Here is a 21,894-nt window from a genome sequence, read left to right as displayed (position 1 = left end):
TACTACGCATCGCGGCACAGCCGAAGAGATCGAATCAGCTACAGGCCAGGACTGTCATTTAACCGCCCGTATGGCATCTATCAAGACCGTTGCCTTTTGCTTCACTGTTTTTGCATCGTCGCCGGGCTTATAGATAGACGTGCCTGCACCAAAGCCATCCGCTCCTACTGCCATCCACGCAGCAATACTCTGCTTGTCGACCCCGCCCACGGGAATAACGAGAGCCTCTTTTGGTAGAACAGCCTTTAGAGCTTTCAGCATAGAAGGCCCTACAACCTCGGCAGGAAACAGCTTGATGGCATCTGCTCCCGCTTTCAACAAGGCGAACGCCTCTGTGGGATTAAAGAACCCCGGAACAGCAAAGAGACCGGATTGTTTTGCCGCGCGAACGACGGAAAGCTCCGCGTGTGGCGTCACGATCAGCCTTCCCCCCGCGCTTGCTACCTCTGTAACCTGTGCCGAATCCGTCAGCGTGCCCGCACCAATTAACATGCGATCGCCGAAGACACGCGCCAGCGTTCCGATGCTTCGAAATGGATCGGGTGAGTTGAGCGGTACCTCAACGATAGTGACACCAGCCTCCTCCAGAGCATCTCCTATGGATTCAACCTCGTCAGGCTTGATGCCACGCAGAATCGCGATCACAGGACAACGCGATATCCATCCCCCGAAATCGCTACTCTCTATTGCCAATTCAGCCTCCTTCCAATAGCTGCAAGTCCACGCGCCGCCGCATCTTCATCTTCGACCGTAGACGTGCCTCCGAGGGCCGCAATCGCCTGTTGATACAGCTTGCACAATTGAAGCGCACCCACCAGGTGTACGTGCGCTTGTGATGGCATCCCCGCGCGAACTTCATGCCCAATCAAAAGACCCGATAGATAAGAAGCCGTGGTGTCTTCCTTGAGGTCGCCCGTCAGCGCCAGGGTGCGGACACTGAAAAGATGATGCAGCAGGCCGCCCGCATCGCCTGAACGGGCAACACCGCGGAGAAAAATCGCTTCGTCCATGATTGCTTCCGAATTCATGAGCTTCGCGAGAATCGTATGTTTGCGTAGCGCAGCAAAGGCATCGCCCGTCATGCAGGTAAGAAAACTTACGATGGATCGATCCCTGAGTTCGATCCATTTCGTGTGCGTGCCGGGTAGACACACCAACCCACAGCCGTCGCAATCGTCGACGATTCCCATCGCCTCCGTCTCTTCTCCACGCATCACCTCAGGCACACCATTAGAGTCTTCTCCCATTACGCCTGGGATCAGCATGGCTTTGGCTCCCGCGAACGATATCTTTACGACTGCTTTGGCAAGATCGTCGATCTTTACCGGGCACTGTATGTAGTTGGCCTCAGTCCATCCCTGGCGGCTCCCGACCATACCGCACAGCAGGACATGTGTTTCACCGTCGGCGATCCAGTCCCCCACATGCTCCTGCAGCGTTTCGGAAAACTTCCCTTCCCGCACCTTGAGGATACCGATGGGATACGATCGTCGCCCAATCACCCTTCCGGTGTTATCGAAGCGAAATGCGCGAAAGTTGCTTGTACCCCAGTCCACCCCAATCAATCCTACCCTCCCGTAAAACTCTCACTTCATTGAAACAGATTCATCTCACGCAAAAAATTTTCTCGACAATCACGGTTCGCTGATCGTTGCATACGAGTGGGGTGGCAGTGAATAGATCATAAGAAGCGAAGGTCGGGAAATCCTGATTTCGAGCACAGCTGTCTCAGTCCACACAAAAACCGTCTCTTTCGTTAGCTCATACTGCGCTAGCGTGCTGCATAGCTCTTACTTTGCTTGTTCCCCGAATTGAAGACCGTGAAGCTCCCCTTCGGACTTGCCTTGACGACGATGTAATTTCCTTCATCTGGTCCTTGTGGATTCGCAATATACTCAGCAGCCGTATTGTGTTCCGCGCCCCCTTCCTCAGAGTAATGCAACTGCCAAAGCGTCTCCAATTTTGGCGACTGACGGATCGTATCGAGAACCGGGATGTTACCGCCCTTCGTAGCGGCGTTATCCATAATCGCCACACGCGGTTGAATGCCATCGATCAGGGCATGGCTGGAGCTTGGGCGAAAACCGTGATGCGAAACTACCAAAAGATCCACTGTGCCGATGCGATTATCCGGGCACATAAACAAGCGCTCCTTCTCCCATGTCAGATCGCCCAGGTCGAGGATCTTCAGTTTTCCGAAGTTGATCAGAATACCCAGTGAGTGCGAGTTCTCACTGCGGTCATTCGGCTTGTTCTCGACCACATCGCAATGTGGATTCTTCTCGCCGCCTCCAGGCAGATTGTGATCGATCACGTTACCGTCGCTGCTGATTACCGTGGCTTTCATGTTGCCGATCGGAAAGACATCGCCCGGCTTCGCTGAAATGCGTTTGTACTTCCCTGTTGCCAGCACCTTTTGATAGGCGTCCCATATCTTTATCGTCGCCCCGCCGGGTTTCGTGTCGATGTTCTCCCCGTGATCAAGGAACGTCCCTACCGGAATTCTCTCGACGAGCTGAGGAACTCCTCCAGAATGATCGTCGTGATAGTGGGTCAGCAGCACGTAGTCAATCCGGTTGATGCCGGCGAGCTTGGTGGCTGCAATAATTCGATCGGCATCGCGCCCGTTATTGCCCGGCCAGCCCGTATCCACCAGCAGCGAGTGCTTGTCTGGCGTTACGAACAGGGTGGCCTGCCCGCCTTCTACATCCACGAAATAAATCTGAAGGTCACCCTTATCGGCTGCCCGCAACTGTAAAGGAAGAACCGTAAGGCCAGCTGCCAACGCAAAGGTTAGCGCAAGAGAAGGAAATCTCATCTTCGACCGTCTCGTAAATCTCATATCACTCCCAGTCAGGTTGCACTTCTATCTATGTGATCTTAATTTGCGGTGGAGCGGAAGGTCCCGATGCTCCTTCCGATCCACTGCCATTTTTAGAACTGGAATCGTAAAGATGCCTGCAGATTCCTGGCTGTGCCTACGATCGACGTGATTTGGCCAGCCTGCGTGGTTCCTATATTCGCATTCGGATATCCGAACTGCGGATGATTGAAGATGTTGAACGCCTCAAAGCGGAACTGGAAGAGCATCTGCTCGTGAATGGGAAACGACTTCAGCAGCGACATATCGAAGTTCGTCCTTCCCGGCCCGACCAGCGAGTTGCGCCCCGCATTCCCATAGGTGTACTGCGCCGGAGTGCTGAAGGCAGATGCGTTGAACCAGTTCGTCAGCGTCTTGGGATAGCGCACGTCTCCCACCTGATTCGGCCGACTGCCGGTGCCAGTGTTTGTGGTTGACACAGCCAGCACAGGAGAAAAGTACAGCCCGGTTTGCGTAAAGAAGATGCCGTTCGTCTGCCATCCTCCGAGCACCCAGTCCAGCGGTCCTCCGCCATTCATGAACTCGCGGCCCTTACCAAATGGAAGCATCCAGAGGTAGCTGAGTGTGAGTCGCTGACGCTGATCGATGATGGAGTTGCTGCGTTCTGCTGAAAGGAACCTTGGGTCCTGTGGCGTTGGACCTACGGCTCCGCCACCGAACTCCAGCGGAACGTTGTCGATAGAGTGCGCCCAGGCATACCCCATCAGGAAGTTGACACCATGGCTGATGCGCTTATCCAGCGTTACCTGCAAGGCATAGTAATTTGCGCGTCCCTGGGACGTCGCGTACGTCACATCGCTTAGGTTTGGGTTGATGGCGTACAAAGGACGCCGTGTGTTTAGCGTAGTCGCCCCTGGAATAGCCTGGTTGGCGTTATAGGGAAGGTAGAGTGCCCGCCCCAGATTGCCCACACCCACCACCTTCATAACCATATCAAGCCGCGGGAACTCCTGCTCCAGTCCCAGGTTGAACTGCTCGGCATAACCAGGCCGGAAGTTAGGAGCGACAGAGGATTGCGCTCCGCTCGGATTGTCAGCCTGCGCATAATTCACTGTAGGTGCCGCAGGAAAACCCTGACTGATTGTGCCACCAGGAGTGATATCGCTCTGCGCGTTGCTGATTGTTAGCCCGAAAGGCACATTGCGCGCGAGACGCATATTCACGCTCTCGCTGCCCGATGCGTTGTAGAAGAGTCCAAAGCCCCCGCGGATTACCGTTGACTCATAGATCTTGTAGGCGAATCCCACACGCGGGCCAAAACCCTTCTTCCACGGCAACACACCGGATGTCAGACTGACACCATTCCGATGCGCAATATCCATCTTGCCTGTTGTCGGGTTGAAGTTCGACCACTGGTCATGCGCCTCGCTTGGCGGGCTGAAATAGTCCCACCGTATGCCGTAGTTCAGCGTCAGCTTCTTGTTCACTCTCCAGTCATCAGCCGCGTAGAAGCCATATTCATTCAGGCGGATACCCGGAAAGGGGAAGGTATAGTCATGTGCAATCGAGTTTGGAAGCCCCAGCATCATGCTCGCAATACTGTCTCCGCCTGTGCCCGCCGGATTACGAGAGTCTGTAAGAGCCGCCGAAAAGTTGAATCGTCCGTTGCCCTGGTTGGTCTGGTAGATTGACAACTGACGGCGACGAAAATCCCCCCCGAACTTCAGAGTGTGCGAGTTGTGGGTCCACGTCAGGTTGTCCAGCTCCTGGAACGTGTTCTCCCGACGATAGAGGGGGAGTGAACGCGTCTGCCCGATTCCAAGGTAGGTCGAGGGTGAGAAGATCGGCAGGTTCTGTTCCCGTGGAGTCACATTCGAGTTGGGGACGCCAAGTTGATTGCCAAGACCTCCGTTCTCGACAAAATCCACCGGAACATAATCCAGCCGGTATCGACTGAATCCAAACCGAAAATCATTCGCGATCGTGGGGGTAAATATTCTTGTGTAGCTTGTGGCCACATGCTGGACAGGCGCGCTTGAACTACCCGCGAAGGAAGCTTCATCGCTCAAATGTACCGGTGTCGATACTCCGGGAATAGTCGTCACTGGGTATGTACTCGGCGAAATGGCTAGTGACTTCTGGATGGAATAACGCGCAAAGAGAATGTCCTTCTGCGTCAGCTGCTCATCCACGCGCACATCCCCTGAGTCCGAATTCGTAATCAGGCTCTGGCTTGAAGAATAGTTGTTGATGCGCCCCGGACCTGTTGGCAGCGGATAAGCATTGAGCATCTTCATCGCAATTGGATCACGCCGCCCAACCGGGATGATGTTGCTCGCGAATGGCGTTCGGAGGAATCCTCCAGCCACATTCGGATTCGGACGGGTCGTCGTGGGATCGTAGATAGTCGCCGTCTCTCCGAAATCGCCATTGCGCATCCGGACCGTGGGAACGTTCCCTAGAAGGAATGCCTGCGTCGTCCGCCGCGATCCCTCATAGTCGACGAAGAAAAATGTCTTATTCCTGCCGTTATAAACACGTGGAATAACGATAGGCCCTCCAAAGGATCCGCCAAACTGATTGAGTTTCAGTGACGGGAATGCAGTGCCTACCTTATTGAAGTAAGTCCGCGAATCCACCGCGGAGTTGCGAATAAACTCGAACGCGCTTCCATGCAGCTGGTTCGTACCCGACTTTGAGATCACATCGATCACGGCACCCGAGTTGCGCCCGATGTCCGCGCTGTAGAGATTCGTCTGGATCTTGAATTCGCGAACAGCCTCTACCGCCGGCCGAAGCACAACCGAGAGTGTGAGCCGCTCATTGTCGTCCACACCGTCAAACAGAAAATTGTTATCTCCTTCGCGATTGCCGTTGGAGAAGATCTCTGACCCCGGCCGCTTGTCGTCTGGCCGCGTGCCGCTCTGGATTGTTCCTGTGGCAGACGACCCGACTCCGGTCACACCAGGACTCAGCGTTGCCAACTGAGTAAAGTTGCGACCATTCAGAGGAAGCTGGTTCACCATCTGAGTGTTAACCACCGTGCCGATTGACGAAGACTCGCTCTCGAGCAGCGGAGCTCGCGCCGATACCTCCACGGTCTCCGTCGCCTGACCAACCTTCAGCGTAAGGTCGAGTCGCACCTGCTGATTCACCTGAAGATGAAGACCGGTCTGTGCCAACTTGCTGAACCCTACAGCTTCGGCGGTGAGTGTATAGGTTCCCGGCCGTAGATTGGTCAGCACATAATCCCCATTGGTTTCGCTCTTCGTGCTCTGGGCTGTGCTCGTTTCGACGTTCGTCGCCGTGACTGTCACCCCGGGAACAACTGCACCCGAGGCGTCCGTAATAGAGCCACTGATCTCCGCGGATGTCGCCTGCGCTTCACAGCGCAAACTCATCAACGCAACTAACACCAAGAAACACGCAGTTTTTAACACGTCCGCTCTCCTCGTCTTCATACCCAGGGGGAATGCTGAGTTCAGTGCGCCGATCACTCTATAACGCAAAAAACTAAAATTGCAATCATTTATTGAAATGAGTTTCAAAATTTGACACGAAGATGCATAAAAGCCTAATGTGCCGTCCCAAACGAATTGCAGAGTGCTTTTCAGATAAGATGGAAGCCTATACAAGCACTTTTTATGGTGAAACCTAAGACAGTCCGGAAGTTAGTAGCGTCCAAGCGTATCGACGACTCGCCCAAGCCCGATAAGTATTTCTCTCGTGCCGTCAGCAAGGCACTGGAAGCGCTTGAGTTCCTGCAAAACGAAGCAAACTCTATGTCTATGAATGAGATCGCTCAACGTTTGAAACTCACCAAGACCTCAGCTTTTCGCCTGCTGAAGACCTTGGAAGCCACCGGTTATGTCGCCCAGGACGGCCGCGGGCAATATAAGTTGTCCCCCGGCATTCACGCGGTCACGCCAACCCAGTGGCTCAGCAAACTCGTGCGTATCGCCGTGCCGCATATGCAGTCGCTCACTCTGGAGACAACGGAAACCGTAAGCCTGGCAGCCCTGTTCGAGAACAGAATCGAGGTTGTCGCCGTCGTCGAGAGCCCTCACGTCATCCGCATGAGCAACGTCGTTGGCCATATCCTGCCCCCTAACGCCAGCTCACTCGGCAAGGCCATCACCGCCTTCCAGCCCTCGACAGGACGGGAGAGGCTGCTGCGCAGCTTCAAGATCTACCGTTTCACCGACCACACCATCACCGACCCGCGCGACCTCGCCCACGAGTACGAGAGCATTCGGGCTCACCAATTTGCCGTTGACCGCGAGGAGTGTGCCAACGATGGCATCTGCTTCTCTGTGCCAGTCTTTGGCCACAGTGACGAGGTATCTTCGGCCATCAGCCTCTCCATGCCGAAGTTCCGGCTGCGCGGCGAGGAACACGAAGCGTCCATCATCGCCGCTCTCCGGGCAACCGCCTCCACCCTTGCTCGCGATCTGTAGTCTGTGGAGTCTTTCTCTATCGACAGGCCCTCTCTCCTCTCGCCTTGTGATTTCACATTTTGAACAAAAGTTCATTTTATTGATTAAAGTTGCAATTTTTGCTTGACGTTGATAAGTCCTCGCCTATAAAGTCCCCGCTGTCGTGAAATCAGGTTTCGCGAACATCTTCTAAAGGGTTCTTTACAGGCGCGATGCGGACATCCAGTCTTTCTCTCCTTCTTGCCGTTTCGGCGCTTGCAACCCACAATCTGGCAGCCCAGACGACGCTCGCCTCCAGAATTGGACATACCGACCCCAGTAAATACAAGCACAGCCGCTCCCACGACAGCGCTGGAGACATGGCCTGCGAACTCCTCGTCCCGCCCACTGCACTGAACATCAATCTCAACTTCATGCACCGTTGCCAGATCATGCCCGGCGGCGGCGTCGGTCATCATTTCCATAACACCACCGAAGAGATGTTCATCGTCTTCGATGGCCAGGCTGAGTTCACTATTGATGGACGCACTTCCACCCTCAGCGGAACAGTGGGCGCGCCCGTTCGCATGGGCCACTCACATGCCATCTACAATCCTTCCGATAAGCCGGTCGAGTTCATGAACATCAACGTCGCCTCGATCAAAGGCCACTACGATGCCTTCAACCTTAGCGATGCTCGCGTGGGCGCCCCCAAGGATGCGATTCCCGTCTTCATGACGATGAAGCTCGATAAGTCACTGCTCGCACCCATCAAGAACTACAACGGCGGCGAGGGAACGGTTCGCTATCGACGTGCGCTGGACCCCGATGTATTTCTCACCAACTGGGCCTACGTCGATCATCTCCTAATTCCTGCCCGCGCCTCCGAGGGCCTGCACCGTCATCGCGGAGTCGAGGAGATCTATTACGTCCTCAACGGAGACGGCCAGGTGCGCGTTGGCGGTGAAACCGCGGAGATCCACAAGGGCGATGCCGTCCCTGTCCGCCTCAACGAGCCGCATTCTTTGACCAGCACCGGCGGCGACCTTGAGTTGATGGTCGTCGGCATCTCGACGCAGAAGAACGTACTCGACACGGAACTTGGTGCTCCAGCACCCCGATGAGACACCTATCCATAAACTGCTTCACGAAGGGAGAAACAGATGCTGGCTGGTAAAGCTGCGAGGATTACGCTCTGCTCCCTGCTCATACTTCCGATCGCATCCCTGGCACAAGACTCGACGCCGCTCGCCCAAAGAATCGCGCATACCGACCCCGCGAAGTACAAGCACCTTACGTCGGTCCACAACGGATCTGGCCCCATGGATTACATGGCGCTCTTCGACGTAAAGAGCCCCCAGTCCGCGAAGTTCAACCTCGGGACCAATCTCTTCTTCCTGCATCGCGGCGTACTTCCTCCCAATGGAGGCATCGGAGCGCACTTCCACAATCACTGCGAAGAGATGTTCATCATCCTCGACGGCGAATCGCAGTTCACGGTCGACGGCCGCACGTCCGTGCTCAAAGGACCGGCAGGAGCGCCCGTTCGTCTTGGGCACTCACATGCGATCTCCAACACTTCCGGCAAGACAGTCCAGTGGATGAACATCAACATTGGCCTCACAAAAGGCTTCTACGATGCCTTCAACCTTGACGACCCACGAGTGGGAGCCCCCGTCGATCCCATCCCGACCTTCATTGCCATGCATCTCGACCGTTCCCTCTTGAAACCCGTATCCAACATGCATGGCGGCAACGGCACCGTGCAGTATCGTCGCGCACTCGACCCCAGCGTCTTCTTCTCCTCCTGGTCTTATGTCGATCATCTGTTGCTTCCGCCAGACACTTCGGTTGGTCCTGATACACAGGCTGACATGAGCGAGGTCTACTTCGTGCTCTCCGGGGAAGGCACCGTCACGCTCAACGGCGAAAAAGCTACGATCCACGCGGGAGATGCTGTTCCCGCCGGCCTCGGTGAGACGAAATCGTTTGCCAGCACCGGCTCTGCGCCGCTCGAGTTCATGATCTTCGGTATCGCCCGCGACCTGGCCGCCAAAGAAGCGTACATGACCTCACCCACAGGAATGACCGGCCTCATCCCGGCAGCGAAAAAATGAGTTCAATGATAAGGAGTCTTTGCAATGCCTAAGGTAATCGACACCCACGCACATCTTGGCGAGTGCTGCGTCTTCGGCCTCTACGGTACTGAGGAGGACATGATCCGCCGCATGGACGAGTGCGGCGTTGACGCCACCATCGTGCAACCCTTTCCTGGAGCCAGAGACTACGTGCATCGTCACGATGAGATCGCCGAACTCTGCGCGAAACATCCTGGACGCTTCTTCGGCCTTGCCAGCCTCAGCCCGCACGTCGGCCGCGACAAGTACGAACGCGAAGTGGAGCGCTGCATCAAGGAGCTGAAGTTCGTCAGCGTCAAACTGCACACCATCGGCCACGGCGTAAATCCACTCACCGAGGACGGCGACCTTGTCTTCGCGACCGCTCATGCACTGGGAATCCCGTGCATGGTCCACACCGGCGCGGGAATTCCCTTCTCGCTCCCCGCTCTCTGTATTCCCGCGGCCAACAAGTACCCCGACCTCAAGATCATCCTCGCCCACGCCGGCGGAGGAATCGTCTCCGCGGAAGCCCAGGTAGCTGCCTCCATTTGCGGCAATCTGTATCTCGAAACCTCATGGTGCCTCGGCGAAGACATCCGCTGGATGATCAACACCATCGGCCCCAACCGTGTCATGATGGGAGCCGACCTGCCCAGCAATGTTCCCGTCGAGTTCGCAAAGTACCGCGCACTGGATCTCGAGCCCGACGTCTACAACAAGGTGATGGGCGAGACGGCCGTTGAAGTCTTCAACTTAAAGTGGTGAGGAGGCCCATGTTCGTTCTGCATGTTGAACTCAAGGCGAAGTCCGGGGCGCAGGCTGATCTCGAAAAGACCTTCGTCGAGCGCTTCTACCCAGCCATATCGAAACAAGACGGTTTCCTCGCAGCACAGCTTCTGCGTTCGAATGATGACGACACCAGCTACCGCTTGTGCCTGAGCTTCGATCACCAGGGTTCTCAGCAGAAATGGGTAGCCACCGATCTGCATCAGGAGATCTGGCCGCTCGTTGAAGATCTCTGCGAGAATTATGCCGTCGCCGGATACACCGCTATCTAGATCTACTTCGATAAAAAGGAAAATGAGGCTGCTCTATGGAGCGTTCCATTCCCGATTACATCTCCCGCTCCGTTCCTGTGCCAACGGCCGCGCGGGTGCCGTGGTACGGCAGCACCTTCCCCACCTACTTCGGAATCTTCCTCTGGGTTGGCTTCTACCTCAAGATCGCTGAGCCAACGATCGGATACGCCAGCCTGGGCCTCTGTCTGATCGCGCTCCTCGTCGCCGGCCTTCTCTGTTTTGCACTCTATTACTGGGCGCCAGCAATGCTCGGCTTGCAGAGCGGACGACCGCTTTATGTCGTTGGCACCTCTACCTTCGGAACCTCGGGCGGCTATCTCATTCCAGGACTCATGATGGGCTTCCTCCAGATCGGCTGGGTCGCCGTCATCGGAGCGGTCTCGGCAGACTTCATCATGAAAGGTTTGAATCTGACCTCGCGAACGCTTTACTGCGTCCTCGTGGTTGTCTGGGTCTATAGCCTCGGCGCGATCGCCATCAAAGGTATCCATCACGTCGCGCGGGTCGCGAAGTTTCTCAATTGGGTTCCTCTGTTCATGATCCTCATCGTCTTCTGGGCCAACCGAGACGGCATCGCACATTATCAACCGGCGCACACACAGCCCCTAAACGGCTTTCTCAACGTGCTCAGTATCGTCATCGGTTACTTCGCCACTGCGGGAGCCGCGGGCGCCGACTTCGGGATGAACAACCGCAACCGCAAGGACATCTTTCTCGGGGGCTTGCTCGGAATCGTCGGCGGCGCGCTCATCGCAGGCGGCCTTCCACTCCTCTCCGTCGCAGGTTATCTCGGACGCGGCATCGGCCCTGCGAGTTATGACTACACGACTGCCATCGCTAGCGTTGGCACCCTGGCTCCCGTCATGTTCTTTCTATTTGCCATCGCCTCAATGGTGCCTACCTGCTTTTCTTCGTTCATCGCATCGAACAGCTTCAGCACTATGCTGCCGAAGATCCCACGCGCGGTCTCGACCTTCATCGCTCTTACCCTCAGCGTCGTTCTCGCGGCAACTGGAGTCGCAAACAACCTCGTCGGCTTCTTCAGCCTCGTCGCCGCATCATTCGGTCCCATCTGTGGCGCGATGGCAGCCGACTATCTCCTCGCTGGACGTCGCTGGAGCGGCCCTCGCTCCGGCATCAACTGGGCCGGATACATTGCCTGGCTCATCGGCTTCCTCGTCGGCATTCCCGAACATATCCCCGGCCTGCCGACCTCGCTCCTCAAAGCGGACAACCCTTCCGGCCTTTATTCCTTCGTCGTGGGCTTCATCATTTATCTTGTTCTCGCCAAGGCTGGGATGCGTCCTCCTGTAGTCGAAACAGGAAGCAGCACAGCGTGGGAACCATCCGCCTGAACCTTTCTTCATAACGAAACCTCGATCCGCCAGGAGTACTCCTCTTTTATGAATCGAAGAACCTTCCTTCAGTCCCTCTCGGTTACTGCGCTCTCGGCGGCATCGGGCAGTTTGCCGGCCTTCGCCTCCCTTCCAAAGATGAAGATCACGCGGGTGCGTGCCTACCTTCCGCCTAACCCGAATCCACTCTTCAACCAGAGTGATGTCGTCGTCACGATCGAAACGGACGCCGGGATCACCGGTATTGGGGAGGGCGGATCGAAAGACACGCTGGCTCAGTCCGCCGGGCGCCTCATCGGCCGCGACCCACAATACATCGAACAGCTGTGGCAGGATATGAATCGCGCCTTCTTCTACCCGCCGGGACGAGAGAAAACCGACGGCATCGGCGCGCTCGACCTCGCCCTCTGGGACATTAAAGGCAAAGTGCTTAAGCTGCCCGTGCACGAAATACTCGGCGGTATGGTCCGTAATCACGTCGAATGCTACAACACCGCCGGCATCATTCCCGGCATCACCCAGGGAATGCCCATCAAGGACCGCGCCCGTATCACCGTCGAGGCCGGCTACCGCGCCTTCCGCTTCGGCGCCGCCGACACGAAGGCCAACACTACCTTCAACACCCGCGAGCGTATTAACAAGGTCCGCGAAGAATGCAAGCAAGTGCGCGAGGGGGTCGGCGAAAACGGCGACTGGTGTATCGACTTCCATCAGCGCTTCGATCTCGCCGACGCGATCCGCGGCTGCAATCTCATCGAAGAGTACAACCCTCTCTTCGTCGAAGACCCCGTCCGTGCTGAAGCCTTCCTGCAGGACATCCCTACCTTACGCAGCAAGGTTAATGTGCCGCTCGCCGCAGGCGAAGAGTGGGGCAACCGCTGGGACTTCAACCCGCTCGTCGAAAACCACAGCATCGATTATGTGCGCGCCACACTGCCCAACGTCGGCGGCATTACCGAGATGATGAAGATCGCGGCACTCTGCGAGACCCACTTTATAGGAATCGTTCCCCACTTCACCGGCCCCATCGCCACAGCTGCACTCGTCAATTGCCTCGGGACCTTTCCAGGGCCCGTCCTGATGGAATACAACTACCAGGGACGTACGCTACCCCATCTTCCAGTCTGTCTGGACTTTAAAGACGGAAAGCTGTTCCCTAACGAAAGACCCGGGATTGGCGTTGAACTAGACTACAAGCAACTGACCCAGATCGCCGAGTTCACCGAACCCGTCACCGCCCGCGCGCAAACCTACTTCCGTCCGGATGGTTCCATCACCAACTGGTAGGCAGTAACGGAGCTCGAACCAATCGCAAGTAAGATTAGAAGGCGCATGACACATATCCGGAAGATCACGACCGCTATCCCCATGCGCTATCTTCTCGTTTTCTGGCTCTTTGTCCTTAGCTCCGTCGCCTATCTCGACCGGACCAACATCTCGATCGCCGGAATTCAGATCGGCCACGAGTACGCGATCGACAACACTCAGCTCGGCTGGATCTTCAGCGCATTCTTGATCGGATACGCGATCTTTCAGGTTCCCGCTGGCCTGCTCGCACACCGTTTTGGTTCACGATGCCTGCTCACCTTTGCCGTAGTGTGGTGGGGCATATTCACCGTTCTCACCACGCTGGTCCCTCCATCAATCAGCCATGCTGTCATCGTCCTCATCCTTGTGCGTTTTGCACTCGGCGCGGGCGAAGCGACGATGTATCCCGCTGCGAGTCAATTCGTAGAACGGTGGTTTCCCATCCCTGAGCGCGGCAAAGCCAATGGCATCATCTTCGGCGGAGTTGGTGTCGGCTCTGGCTTTACGCCGCCGATCGTCACTGCCATCATCCTGCACTTCGGATGGAGAGCCTCCTTCTGGGTCAGCGCCGTCTGCGGCATCGTCGCCGGTGTGGTCTGGTACCTTGCTGCGCGAGATACTCCTGAAGAACACCCCCGCGTCAGTGAACAGGAACTCGCCCTCATTCGAGCCGGACGCGGGCCGGAATATATTGCGGACGGAGCAAAGCACAGCATCCCCTGGAGCCGTATCTTCTCCAGCAAAGAGATCATCGCGCTGTCGCTCAGCTACCTTGCCTACGGGTACGTTGCGTGGGTCTTCTTCGGCTGGTTCTACATTTACCTTGCTCAGGCTCGCGGCCTTAATCTCAAGACCAGCGCCGTCTACTCCATATTGCCCTTCGTAGGAATGACGATTGGAGCCATGGGTGGCGGCATCGCCAGTGACTGGCTCGTGCAGCGGTTCAGTCTTCGCATCGGACGCTGCATTCTTCCCTTCTTCGCAATGGCTACCACCTCCGTGCTGCTTATCGCAGGCTCACGCGCGGAGCAGGCAAGGACAGCAGGCATCGTGCTCGCGCTCGGCGCCGGCGTTCTCTACATCGCCCAGAGCTGCTTCTGGGCCATCACTGCCGACTTCGCGGGCGAATATGCGGGCCTTGCCTCCGGAATCATGAACATGGGTGCGCAGGTCGGCGGCGCTGTCGCCACAACCCTTACACCCTTCCTCGCCGCACGCCTCGGATGGCAGGCAGCGTTCTTCACCGCCGCCGGTCTAGCTGTAATCGGCGCATTGTCGTGGCTGTTCGTCGACCCCACCCGCAGCCTCGCGCTACCGGCCAATATTCCTGAGCCAACACTTCAGCGGAGCTAGTACGTAGCCCTGCCCCCGCTCAAATCGAACACCGCACCTGTCGTAAACGAGTTCTCTTCCGAGACCAGCCACGCAACCATCGCGCTCACTTCTTCTACTTTAAGAAAGCGCCCGCGCGGAATCTTCGAGAGCATAAAGTCTATGTGTTCCTGGCTTACCTGCTCAAAGATGCGGGTCTTCGCTGCTGCAGGTGTAATACAGTTCACCGCGATGTTGTAACTCGCAGTCTCTTTACCCAGCGATTTGGTTAATGCAATCACTCCTGCTTTCGAAGCGCTGTAACCGGATGCTGTCGGATTCCCTTCCTTGCCCGCAATCGAGGAAATGTTCACGATGCGCCCATAGTTCCGTTCGATCATTCCAGGAACAATCGCGCGACAACAAAGAAATGCCCCGGTTAGATTGATCTCCATTACCTGGCGCCATGCGTCGATCGGGTACTCCCATGTCTTGAAATTCGGCCCTGCAACCCCCGCACTTGCCACCAGGATATCGATCGCGCCGTGCCGCTCAACGGTGTGCGCCACAGCGGTGTCAATGTTCGCCGCGTCCGAAACATCCATTGCCTCCGTCGTCACCATCCCAGCCTTCTGCAGCTTTTCCGAAGCATTTTGCAAAAGGGCCGCGTCCTTGTCCCATAACGAGACCGACGCTCCAGAGGCTAACATTCGCTCCGCAATGGCGAATCCAATGCCCTGCGCTCCTCCTGTAATTACTGCATGACGTCCATTCAGATCAATATGATTCACATCTATCTCCGCGCAATTAGTTATAACGCAGGCTGGTTCTCCGACATAGATATAAAGAGTGCCTTTTGACCAATCTGCTCGGTCGATTCCAATCCTTTGGTGCACTCGCAGCCAGGAGACATTTCTTTATGTGCTCGACGAGTTGAGGGCCAAGCCGGGATCGGCAAATGCAGGGAGAAGGTGCACCAGTTGGATCACCCTTTACTGGATCGACCCGCAGGTTCGGTGGGTACCGCCGCCTTCAGCGTGAGATTAGATCTTGCCGGTTCGCGGAACAGGTGCCACTCGGACAAGAAGGCAACTCGAACGAACTCGCCATTCGCAAAGATGCTGCGCTTGTTCCTTGACGTCAGGGATGAAGCCCGTAGCGGGACCGGAACCGCTCGCTGCTAGCTTTTGGAAGTCTTTTGCATAAGCATAACAAAATAAAACGAAATATTTCGATTGAAAAAAATAGTTGCCGTAATACAAAACGTAATACATACTTAGGCCACCCAAAGTTTTCTGTTCTCGACCTGTTCACAAAAATCCATTGATTCCACTGGTTTGGGAGGCTAATTTGTCTCGCAATACGAATCTTTCTTTCGATTCTGGTAGCAACGCCGGTGTCCCTAGGCTTCGCATTGTTTCCATTCTTGTCCTTCTAGCGCTGACCCTGGCGATGAATTTGGGTGCCATGGCGCAGACGGTGAACTCTACTCTACGCGGAACAGCGAGTGACGCATCCGGTAGTGCAGTTGCGAACGCCGAGATAAATCTTTATGAACCGGCGACAGGCCAGCTTGTGCGTCACGCCGTCACCAATGAGAGTGGAGACTTTGAATTCGCAGAACTCAAACCGGGCGTCTACGAGCTCCGCTGTACTCTGACAGGGTTCAAGTTGTTCGTGGCAAAGAATGTAGTGATGGATAGCGGCCAGACGCGTCGTGTCAATCCTATGCTTGCTCTCGGAGAGGTCGCTGAGCAAGTGACCGTCACCGCCGGTGCCGCGGTCATCTCTACCGAGTCTCCCATGATCTCAGGTCTCTTCACGGCGAAACAGCACGATGAGACTCCTCAGGTGACGCTCTATCCGACAACCTATTCCATGCTGACCACGCTTTCCGGCGTCCAAGGCGGAACGGGGACTCCGATTGCGAATGGTCAGACACAAGCTCAGCAGACACAGACATTCGATGGAATCCCAAACGATCTAGCCGGTGCACAGAGCAACAATGCAAATTTCTTCGAACAGGTATCCGCTTCCCTGTTCAATGCTCCGGCAGAGAGTCCGGTTCCGGTGCAGATCAACGAAACAACAAAACGAGGAACGAATTCCTTTCATGGCGCCGCCAGCTATCGGATCTATGACTCAATTTTCAATGCAAGGGGATACTTTGACACGGCAAAGGTTCCCTTTCTGCAACATGAATGGAATATTGAGGGCGGCGGTCCAATCTGGAAGGATCGTACGTTCTTTTATGCCCAATGGTTTGCGCAAAAAATACCTCTAGGCACACAATATCGCGCGAGCGTGCCCACAGCCTCATGGCGAAATGGCGTATTCTCGTCCACAGTCATTGACCCTACGACAGGCCTTCCGTTCGCCGGCAATACCATTCCCGACAGCAGAATCAGTCCGGTTGCCAAGGCATTTCAGGAAAATTATCTGCCAGCACCCAATGTCGCGTCCGCCGCGTCACAGGTGAACAACTATGCCTTCCATTTTCCCTTTAACAGCGACCTTTACAAGGGCAACTGGCCGATTGCGCGGGTTGACCATAATCTGACGAAGAACAATACGATTTTCGTTCGGTGGTTGATGCGCGACACGCCCTACGTCCTCAATAACGGGCTTCCGTCGCTGCTCTGGACCCGTCAACGAAGACATCAGCAGTGGGCTGCAGGCGATACCCACATCTTCACTCCTCAACTGCTGAATAACTTCCGATTCGGATATTCAACGGATTTCTACACAGACGGTGAACCCCAGGCAGGCCATACACCAGCGGATGGAAGTTCCGTTCTTACGACGACCGGTTTACAGGGGGCAAATCCGAGCAATAGTAAGGGCCAGGGATTTCCGAGCATTAGCATTACCGGACTCACAGCGTTGACGAACGTGGCAGGCGGGGTTAAGTCGAACAACCATATCACCACCTTCAACGACACCCTCACATGGCAGAAGGGGCGTCATGTCTGGAAGCTGGGCGGCAGCGTCGAGCGCTTCAGCAACTTCTATGGTTTCGTAAACGATTACGGAGCATTTACCTTCGATGGATCCATTACAGGCAGTCCTTATGCGGACTTCCTCCTTGGCTTGCCACGTACAAGTCAGCGCACAAATCCCCTCAGCGGCCGTGAACAAACCCTTGCCGAATACGGCTTATACGCTGAAGATTCTTTTAAGGTCACACCGCGCCTCAGTCTTGATTACGGAGTTCGCTACGACATCTATGGTTCGCCGAAAGCAGCTGACCACTTGATGTACAACTTCGATCCGTCGACAGGGGACGTGATTGTGGACCCCGCCGGTATCTCGAAGGTGAGTGCGCTCTATCCTTCGACCATTACGGTAAAAGCGGGTGATGCTACCGCAACGGCATCGAAAACCAACATTGTGCCGCGCGTCGGCGCGGCCTATCAGCTAAGTTCCCGCTCTGTGATTCGCGGTGGATATGGCATCTATATCTCGCGTCTAGGAACTTCGGGAACGTTCAATAATTTCTTACCGATCAATCCACAGCTTGGTACAACCGGCCCATTCGCGATCAGTGAAATCTATCAGAATGTCGTGTCCCCCGGAACGACACCTCTCCTCTCTTTCCCAAATCCCTATCCGTCGAGCACATCGCTGGCAACAGTTCCGAGCCAGAGTATCCTGGGTTACCCCAAGCAGACGAGTAATGGTCACACTCATCAGTTCAGCGCAACCTACGAGATTGAATTGGACAAGACAGGATTCCGCATGTCCTATGTGGGATCCCGTAGCACGGGTTTGAACTATTCCGTCGATACGAATAAGCCGCAGCCAGGCACAATCCCGTTTACCGCTGGCCGTAGGCCTTATCCGCAATTCGTTACAACCACGATGCTTCGCTATGACGGCGGTGCCAATTACGATGCTCTTCAGTTCGACGTAAAGCGCAGAGTTGGAAATTTTACGTTTACCGCGAACTACTCTCTGGCGAGGAGCCGGGCCAACTATCTCGACACCGAGAATCCGTATAACGTCTTGTCGCACTGGTCGAATGATGGTCTGACGAGAAGACGCTATGCAACCGGAACACTCATCTATGCGCTTCCTTTTGGCAAAGGGCAGCGTTTTCTTGGAAATTCTGCAGACTTCGTCAATCGAGTCGTAGGCGGCTGGTCCACGAACGCCATCACCTATCTGGCGTCCGGCACATATTTTTCGCCGGCCTTCACAGGCTCCGACCCTTCGAACACGAACACTTTTGGCGGATTACCTGATCTGGTCGGCGACCCTACAGATGTGTCCGGTGGCCGAAGCAAGACGAATTGGTTCAATACGGCGGCTTTCGCAATTCCTAAGGCGGGCACGTTCGGAAATGCTTTGCCCAATAGTCTTGAAAGCCAAAATCTCTATCTGAGCCATTTATCCCTCATCAAAAAAACGCCAATCACAGAGCGAGTGACATTCAACTTCGTGGTGCAGATATCCAACATCTTCAATCACGCTCAATTCCTGGCACCTAGCGGAAACATCAACGTTGCGGGTGGCAACCAGTTCACAAGTCAAGTAGGAACGTTCAGCTCTCTCGAGGTTGCTAAACCTAGACAGGTCACATTCCAGGGCGGGTTCACCTTCTAGATGAAGGAAATCATGCTGCGCCGCTTGATCGTTGAATGGCAAGAATGGAGAGTGACATGAAGCGAGATGCCTGGCCTCATCACAGGTACCGGGAAATGAGTTATTCGTCTGGAACCGCGCACCGGTCATAACCTTTTGTAACGCAGCATCGAAAAATGGGCAGCTATACGTTTATTTTTGACGCATTTCTTCTCTGCAATTTACCCGTATTAAGGTGACCTAGGAGTCGGCCAGTGAACAAGCGAAACAAGCTGCGAGGCAATTTCTACCGAACGATTCTTTTGGCTGCCAGCTGCGTATCTGCGACAGCATCCGCAGCCGCACAACAGCCAGTGTTCGAAGATACTTTGATGCCGAAGCCCGCACATCTCACGCTGTCGAGCGGCCAGCTTCTTCTATCCCCTACCTTCACGTTGGTGCTTCAAGACGATAAGAATTCATTGCTGCGATCTGCCTCGTTGCGTTTCCTGAAGAAGCTCGAAGCGAAAACGGGGGTTCCGATCAGCCGTAACATGGGGACAGGATCAGCTGCTTCACTCCACATCGACGTGCAAGATCAGAGCGCATCCCGGCCCAAAATGGGCGTTGATGAAAGTTATGTATTGCACATCGACCCTAATGGGATTCGTCTTCAAGCAAAGACAACGTTTGGGGCCATGGATGGCCTGGAAACACTTTTCCAAGTCCTTCAGGTTCAGGGCGAGCAGTTTGTGTTTCCCGCGATGGATATTACGGATGAACCGCGCTTTCCCTGGCGCGGCTTGCTGCTCGATCCTGGACGTCATTTTCTCTCTGTTGATCAGATTCTGCGCACACTAGATGGTATGGCTGCCGTTAAATTGAATGTTCTCCACTGGCATCTGACGGAAGATCAGGGATTTCGTATCGAAAGCCGCCGTTTTCCCTTGTTGCATGAAATGGGCTCTGAGGGGCTTTACTACACGCAGGAACAGGTGCGCCAAATTGTGCAGTATGCCTCAGAGAGAGGCATTCGAATCGTTCCTGAGTTCGACGTCCCCGGCCACACGACCAGCTGGATGGTCGCTTATCCAAAGCTCGGAAGCCGGCCGGGGCCTTATGAGCTGCCGTATACCTACGGAGTGAAAGATTCCGCGATGGATCCTACTCGCGAGTCCACCTACGAGTTTCTGGATGCGTTTGTGACGGAGATGGTCACACTCTTTCCTGATGAGTACATCCACATCGGTGGAGATGAGAATAACGGCAAGGAGTGGCTCGGAAATCCTCAGATTGTTCGGTTCATGCACGAGCATAAGCTCGCCGACAAAGGTGCGTTGCAGGCTTATTTCAACCACCGTATGCAGAAAATTCTGGAAAAACATGGAAAACAGATGGTCGGGTGGGACGAAATTTTGGCTCCCGACCTTTCTCCCGAAGTTGTCATCCAGAACTGGCATGGTACTGAATTCCTCATCAACGGCGCCCGTCAGGGCCATCGTGGCCTTCTGTCCAGAGCGTTCTATCTGGATCACAACTACTCCGCGGCCGAAATGTACTCGGCTGATCCATTGCCTCCCGATTCTGGTCTGACACCAGATCAGCAGAAGCTGATCCTCGGCGGCGAGGCGTGTATGTGGGGAGAACAAGCGACCGATTTGACTGCAGATTCACGTATCTGGCCGCGATCGGCCGCAGTGGCGGAACGTCTTTGGTCGCCTGCGGAAACGCGAGATGTCGCAGATATGTATCGCCGCCTCGCAGTAGAATCTCTGCGCCTGGAGGCCGTTGGCACGACGCACATCTCCACCCCGGAGAAGGGTTTGCGACAGCTTGCCGGGAGTGAACAAAACATGACATCGCTCGCTCTATTTGCTTCCGTTCTGCAACCGGTAGACTTCCACGAGCGCGCAAAGGAGCAGCGAACCTCCGAGCGCACTCCAATTGGCCGTCTTGTGGACTTTGTCCGGCCCGATCCCCCGGCTAGACATCAATTGCCCGCATTGGTGCATGCTTATCTGACCGCGAAAAGCTCCGATGAGAAATCGGCGTTGGCTGACAAGCTTAAGAAGACTTTTCAGAGCTGGATCGTCGCGTCCCGCGATGTCGATGCTATGGCAGGACACAGCCCTCTAATTGCAGAGGTGAGCGTCCGTCGTAAGCAGTTTCCTCAACTCGCTGCACTTGGAATGCAATCGTTGGATCTGATTGCATCAGGAACGAAAGCACAGCCGGAGTGGGCGTCTGCGCAACAGAATTTGCTGACAAATGCGGCGCAACATACGGAGTTGGTCGATTTTGTCATCTTAGATGCCCTAAATGATCTCCTCCATGCGTCGCTTTGAAGACGAGGGAACGGATAGCCGTAGGCTATTCCTTATCTATTCATGGATTCTCGTAACGTTCATAGCCGCCCTCTCTGTTTACAGATGCGCTCGTTGAAGCCGCAGAGAATATTTGCGTTCAGGGTCCCGTACGGGATTTAGCGCGGCGGTCGTTTCAAATTCTACGATTTGCATCGCAAATACTGGTCGCCGGGTCACATCTGCAACTCGACGCAATGCGAAGAGGACTGTCTGATGTCTCCAACCAACCCCTGGTTTACGGATTCATTAGAATTTCCGACTAAATGTCTTCTAGTGTCCAATTGACCTAACACTTCCAAGAAGCATCTGATGGGACAAGGTGAACGGATCGCCAGTGAGCTTGCAGTACAAGCAAGTGGCGGTCGGAGGGACACTATTAAAGTGCACAAGGCAGGAGGCGATGTTGAGGCTTCGAGGATGGTACGACAGAAACACATGGCTTTTGTTGAATATGCAATTCGCTGCAAGCGCGGACTCCGCCCCTATCAAGGAGCGCAGAGCTGTTTTAACGTCAATGAGCTGGTTTTCTCGAACTTCGCCTCGCCGATTACACAAT

The 21,894-nt window shown here is 55.1% G+C and carries 15 protein-coding genes; 10 read left to right on the top strand and 5 right to left on the bottom strand.

Annotation, left to right across the window (positions count from 1 at the left end; all coding sequences use genetic code 11):
* Window positions 1-54 precede the first annotated feature (54 nt).
* The 4 genes from AC5S26_RS05545 to AC5S26_RS05530 form a co-directional block, all read right to left on the bottom strand.
* On the bottom strand, window positions 55-693 hold the full coding sequence (locus AC5S26_RS05545; RefSeq protein ID WP_494183854.1) for a 2-dehydro-3-deoxy-6-phosphogalactonate aldolase: 639 nt from the start codon (window positions 691-693) through the stop codon (window positions 55-57).
* On the bottom strand, window positions 684-1,556 hold the full coding sequence (locus AC5S26_RS05540) for a 2-dehydro-3-deoxygalactonokinase (RefSeq protein WP_494183853.1): 873 nt from the start codon (window positions 1,554-1,556) through the stop codon (window positions 684-686). Before AC5S26_RS05540 ends, AC5S26_RS05545 begins: the two co-directional genes overlap by 10 nt.
* Window positions 1,557-1,771: 215 nt before the next feature.
* On the bottom strand, window positions 1,772-2,818 hold the full coding sequence (locus AC5S26_RS05535; RefSeq protein WP_494183852.1) for a ComEC/Rec2 family competence protein: 1,047 nt from the start codon (window positions 2,816-2,818) through the stop codon (window positions 1,772-1,774).
* A 116-nt stretch (window positions 2,819-2,934) separates the two neighbouring features.
* Complete coding sequence (locus AC5S26_RS05530; protein WP_494183851.1) at window positions 2,935-6,222, bottom strand: TonB-dependent receptor; 3,288 nt, start codon at window positions 6,220-6,222, stop codon at window positions 2,935-2,937.
* A 243-nt stretch (window positions 6,223-6,465) separates the two neighbouring features.
* Between AC5S26_RS05530 and AC5S26_RS05525 the strand changes: the two genes are divergently transcribed.
* The 8 genes from AC5S26_RS05525 to AC5S26_RS05490 all read left to right on the top strand — a co-directional run bounded on the left by AC5S26_RS05525 (window position 6,466) and on the right by AC5S26_RS05490 (window position 14,451).
* Window positions 6,466-7,278, top strand: a complete 813-nt coding sequence (locus AC5S26_RS05525) for an IclR family transcriptional regulator (RefSeq protein ID WP_494183850.1) — start codon at window positions 6,466-6,468, stop codon at window positions 7,276-7,278.
* A gap of 191 nt (window positions 7,279-7,469) precedes the next feature.
* On the top strand, window positions 7,470-8,360 hold the full coding sequence (locus AC5S26_RS05520) for a cupin domain-containing protein (RefSeq protein ID WP_494183849.1): 891 nt from the start codon (window positions 7,470-7,472) through the stop codon (window positions 8,358-8,360).
* Between the two features lie 39 nt (window positions 8,361-8,399).
* A complete protein-coding gene (locus AC5S26_RS05515) occupies window positions 8,400-9,353 on the top strand; it encodes a cupin domain-containing protein (RefSeq protein WP_494183848.1) in 954 nt (317 codons plus the stop codon).
* Window positions 9,354-9,377: 24 nt separating this feature from the next.
* A complete protein-coding gene (locus AC5S26_RS05510; RefSeq protein WP_494183847.1) occupies window positions 9,378-10,121 on the top strand; it encodes an amidohydrolase family protein in 744 nt (247 codons plus the stop codon).
* A gap of 8 nt (window positions 10,122-10,129) precedes the next feature.
* Window positions 10,130-10,414: an antibiotic biosynthesis monooxygenase family protein gene (locus tag AC5S26_RS05505; RefSeq protein ID WP_494183846.1), complete on the top strand. Its 285-nt coding sequence runs from the start codon at window positions 10,130-10,132 to the stop codon at window positions 10,412-10,414.
* 35 nt (window positions 10,415-10,449) lie between these two features.
* Window positions 10,450-11,790 (top strand): purine-cytosine permease family protein, encoded by a 1,341-nt coding sequence (locus AC5S26_RS05500; RefSeq protein ID WP_494183845.1) that lies wholly within the window; start codon window positions 10,450-10,452, stop codon window positions 11,788-11,790.
* Window positions 11,791-11,838: 48 nt separating this feature from the next.
* The gene (locus AC5S26_RS05495) at window positions 11,839-13,077 is read left to right on the top strand and encodes a mandelate racemase/muconate lactonizing enzyme family protein (protein ID WP_494183844.1); all 1,239 of its coding nucleotides are present in this window, start codon (window positions 11,839-11,841) and stop codon (window positions 13,075-13,077) included.
* A gap of 45 nt (window positions 13,078-13,122) precedes the next feature.
* A complete protein-coding gene (locus AC5S26_RS05490; RefSeq protein WP_494183843.1) occupies window positions 13,123-14,451 on the top strand; it encodes an MFS transporter in 1,329 nt (442 codons plus the stop codon).
* Here the strand turns inward: AC5S26_RS05490 and AC5S26_RS05485 are convergent.
* Window positions 14,448-15,200, bottom strand: coding sequence for an SDR family NAD(P)-dependent oxidoreductase (locus AC5S26_RS05485; RefSeq protein WP_494183842.1), 753 nt, complete (start codon window positions 15,198-15,200; stop codon window positions 14,448-14,450). The two genes, AC5S26_RS05490 and AC5S26_RS05485, sit on opposite strands and share 4 nt — an antisense overlap.
* Window positions 15,201-15,759: 559 nt before the next feature.
* Here AC5S26_RS05485 and AC5S26_RS05480 point away from each other — a divergent pair.
* Together AC5S26_RS05480 and AC5S26_RS05475 are read left to right on the top strand one after the other, a co-directional pair.
* Window positions 15,760-19,014, top strand: a complete 3,255-nt coding sequence (locus AC5S26_RS05480; protein WP_494183841.1) for a carboxypeptidase-like regulatory domain-containing protein — start codon at window positions 15,760-15,762, stop codon at window positions 19,012-19,014.
* Between the two features lie 233 nt (window positions 19,015-19,247).
* On the top strand, window positions 19,248-21,317 hold the full coding sequence (locus AC5S26_RS05475) for a beta-N-acetylhexosaminidase (RefSeq protein WP_494183840.1): 2,070 nt from the start codon (window positions 19,248-19,250) through the stop codon (window positions 21,315-21,317).
* Window positions 21,318-21,894 lie beyond the last annotated feature (577 nt).

The organism is Edaphobacter sp. FHG110511_03 (assembly GCF_059115365.1).
This window is presented reverse-complemented; position numbering and strand designations above follow the sequence as displayed.

Coding starts and splice junctions, on each gene's coding strand:
- AC5S26_RS05535 (WP_494183852.1), bottom strand. CDS start 2,818: ATGAGATTTCCTTCTCTTGCGCTAACCTTTGCGTTGGCAGCTGGCCTT.
- AC5S26_RS05530 (WP_494183851.1), bottom strand. CDS start 6,222: ATGAGTTTGCGCTGTGAAGCGCAGGCGACATCCGCGGAGATCAGTGGC.
- AC5S26_RS05525 (WP_494183850.1), top strand. CDS start 6,466: ATGGTGAAACCTAAGACAGTCCGGAAGTTAGTAGCGTCCAAGCGTATC.
- AC5S26_RS05520 (WP_494183849.1), top strand. CDS start 7,470: ATGCGGACATCCAGTCTTTCTCTCCTTCTTGCCGTTTCGGCGCTTGCA.
- AC5S26_RS05515 (WP_494183848.1), top strand. CDS start 8,400: ATGCTGGCTGGTAAAGCTGCGAGGATTACGCTCTGCTCCCTGCTCATA.
- AC5S26_RS05510 (WP_494183847.1), top strand. CDS start 9,378: ATGCCTAAGGTAATCGACACCCACGCACATCTTGGCGAGTGCTGCGTC.
- AC5S26_RS05505 (WP_494183846.1), top strand. CDS start 10,130: ATGTTCGTTCTGCATGTTGAACTCAAGGCGAAGTCCGGGGCGCAGGCT.
- AC5S26_RS05500 (WP_494183845.1), top strand. CDS start 10,450: ATGGAGCGTTCCATTCCCGATTACATCTCCCGCTCCGTTCCTGTGCCA.
- AC5S26_RS05495 (WP_494183844.1), top strand. CDS start 11,839: ATGAATCGAAGAACCTTCCTTCAGTCCCTCTCGGTTACTGCGCTCTCG.
- AC5S26_RS05490 (WP_494183843.1), top strand. CDS start 13,123: ATGACACATATCCGGAAGATCACGACCGCTATCCCCATGCGCTATCTT.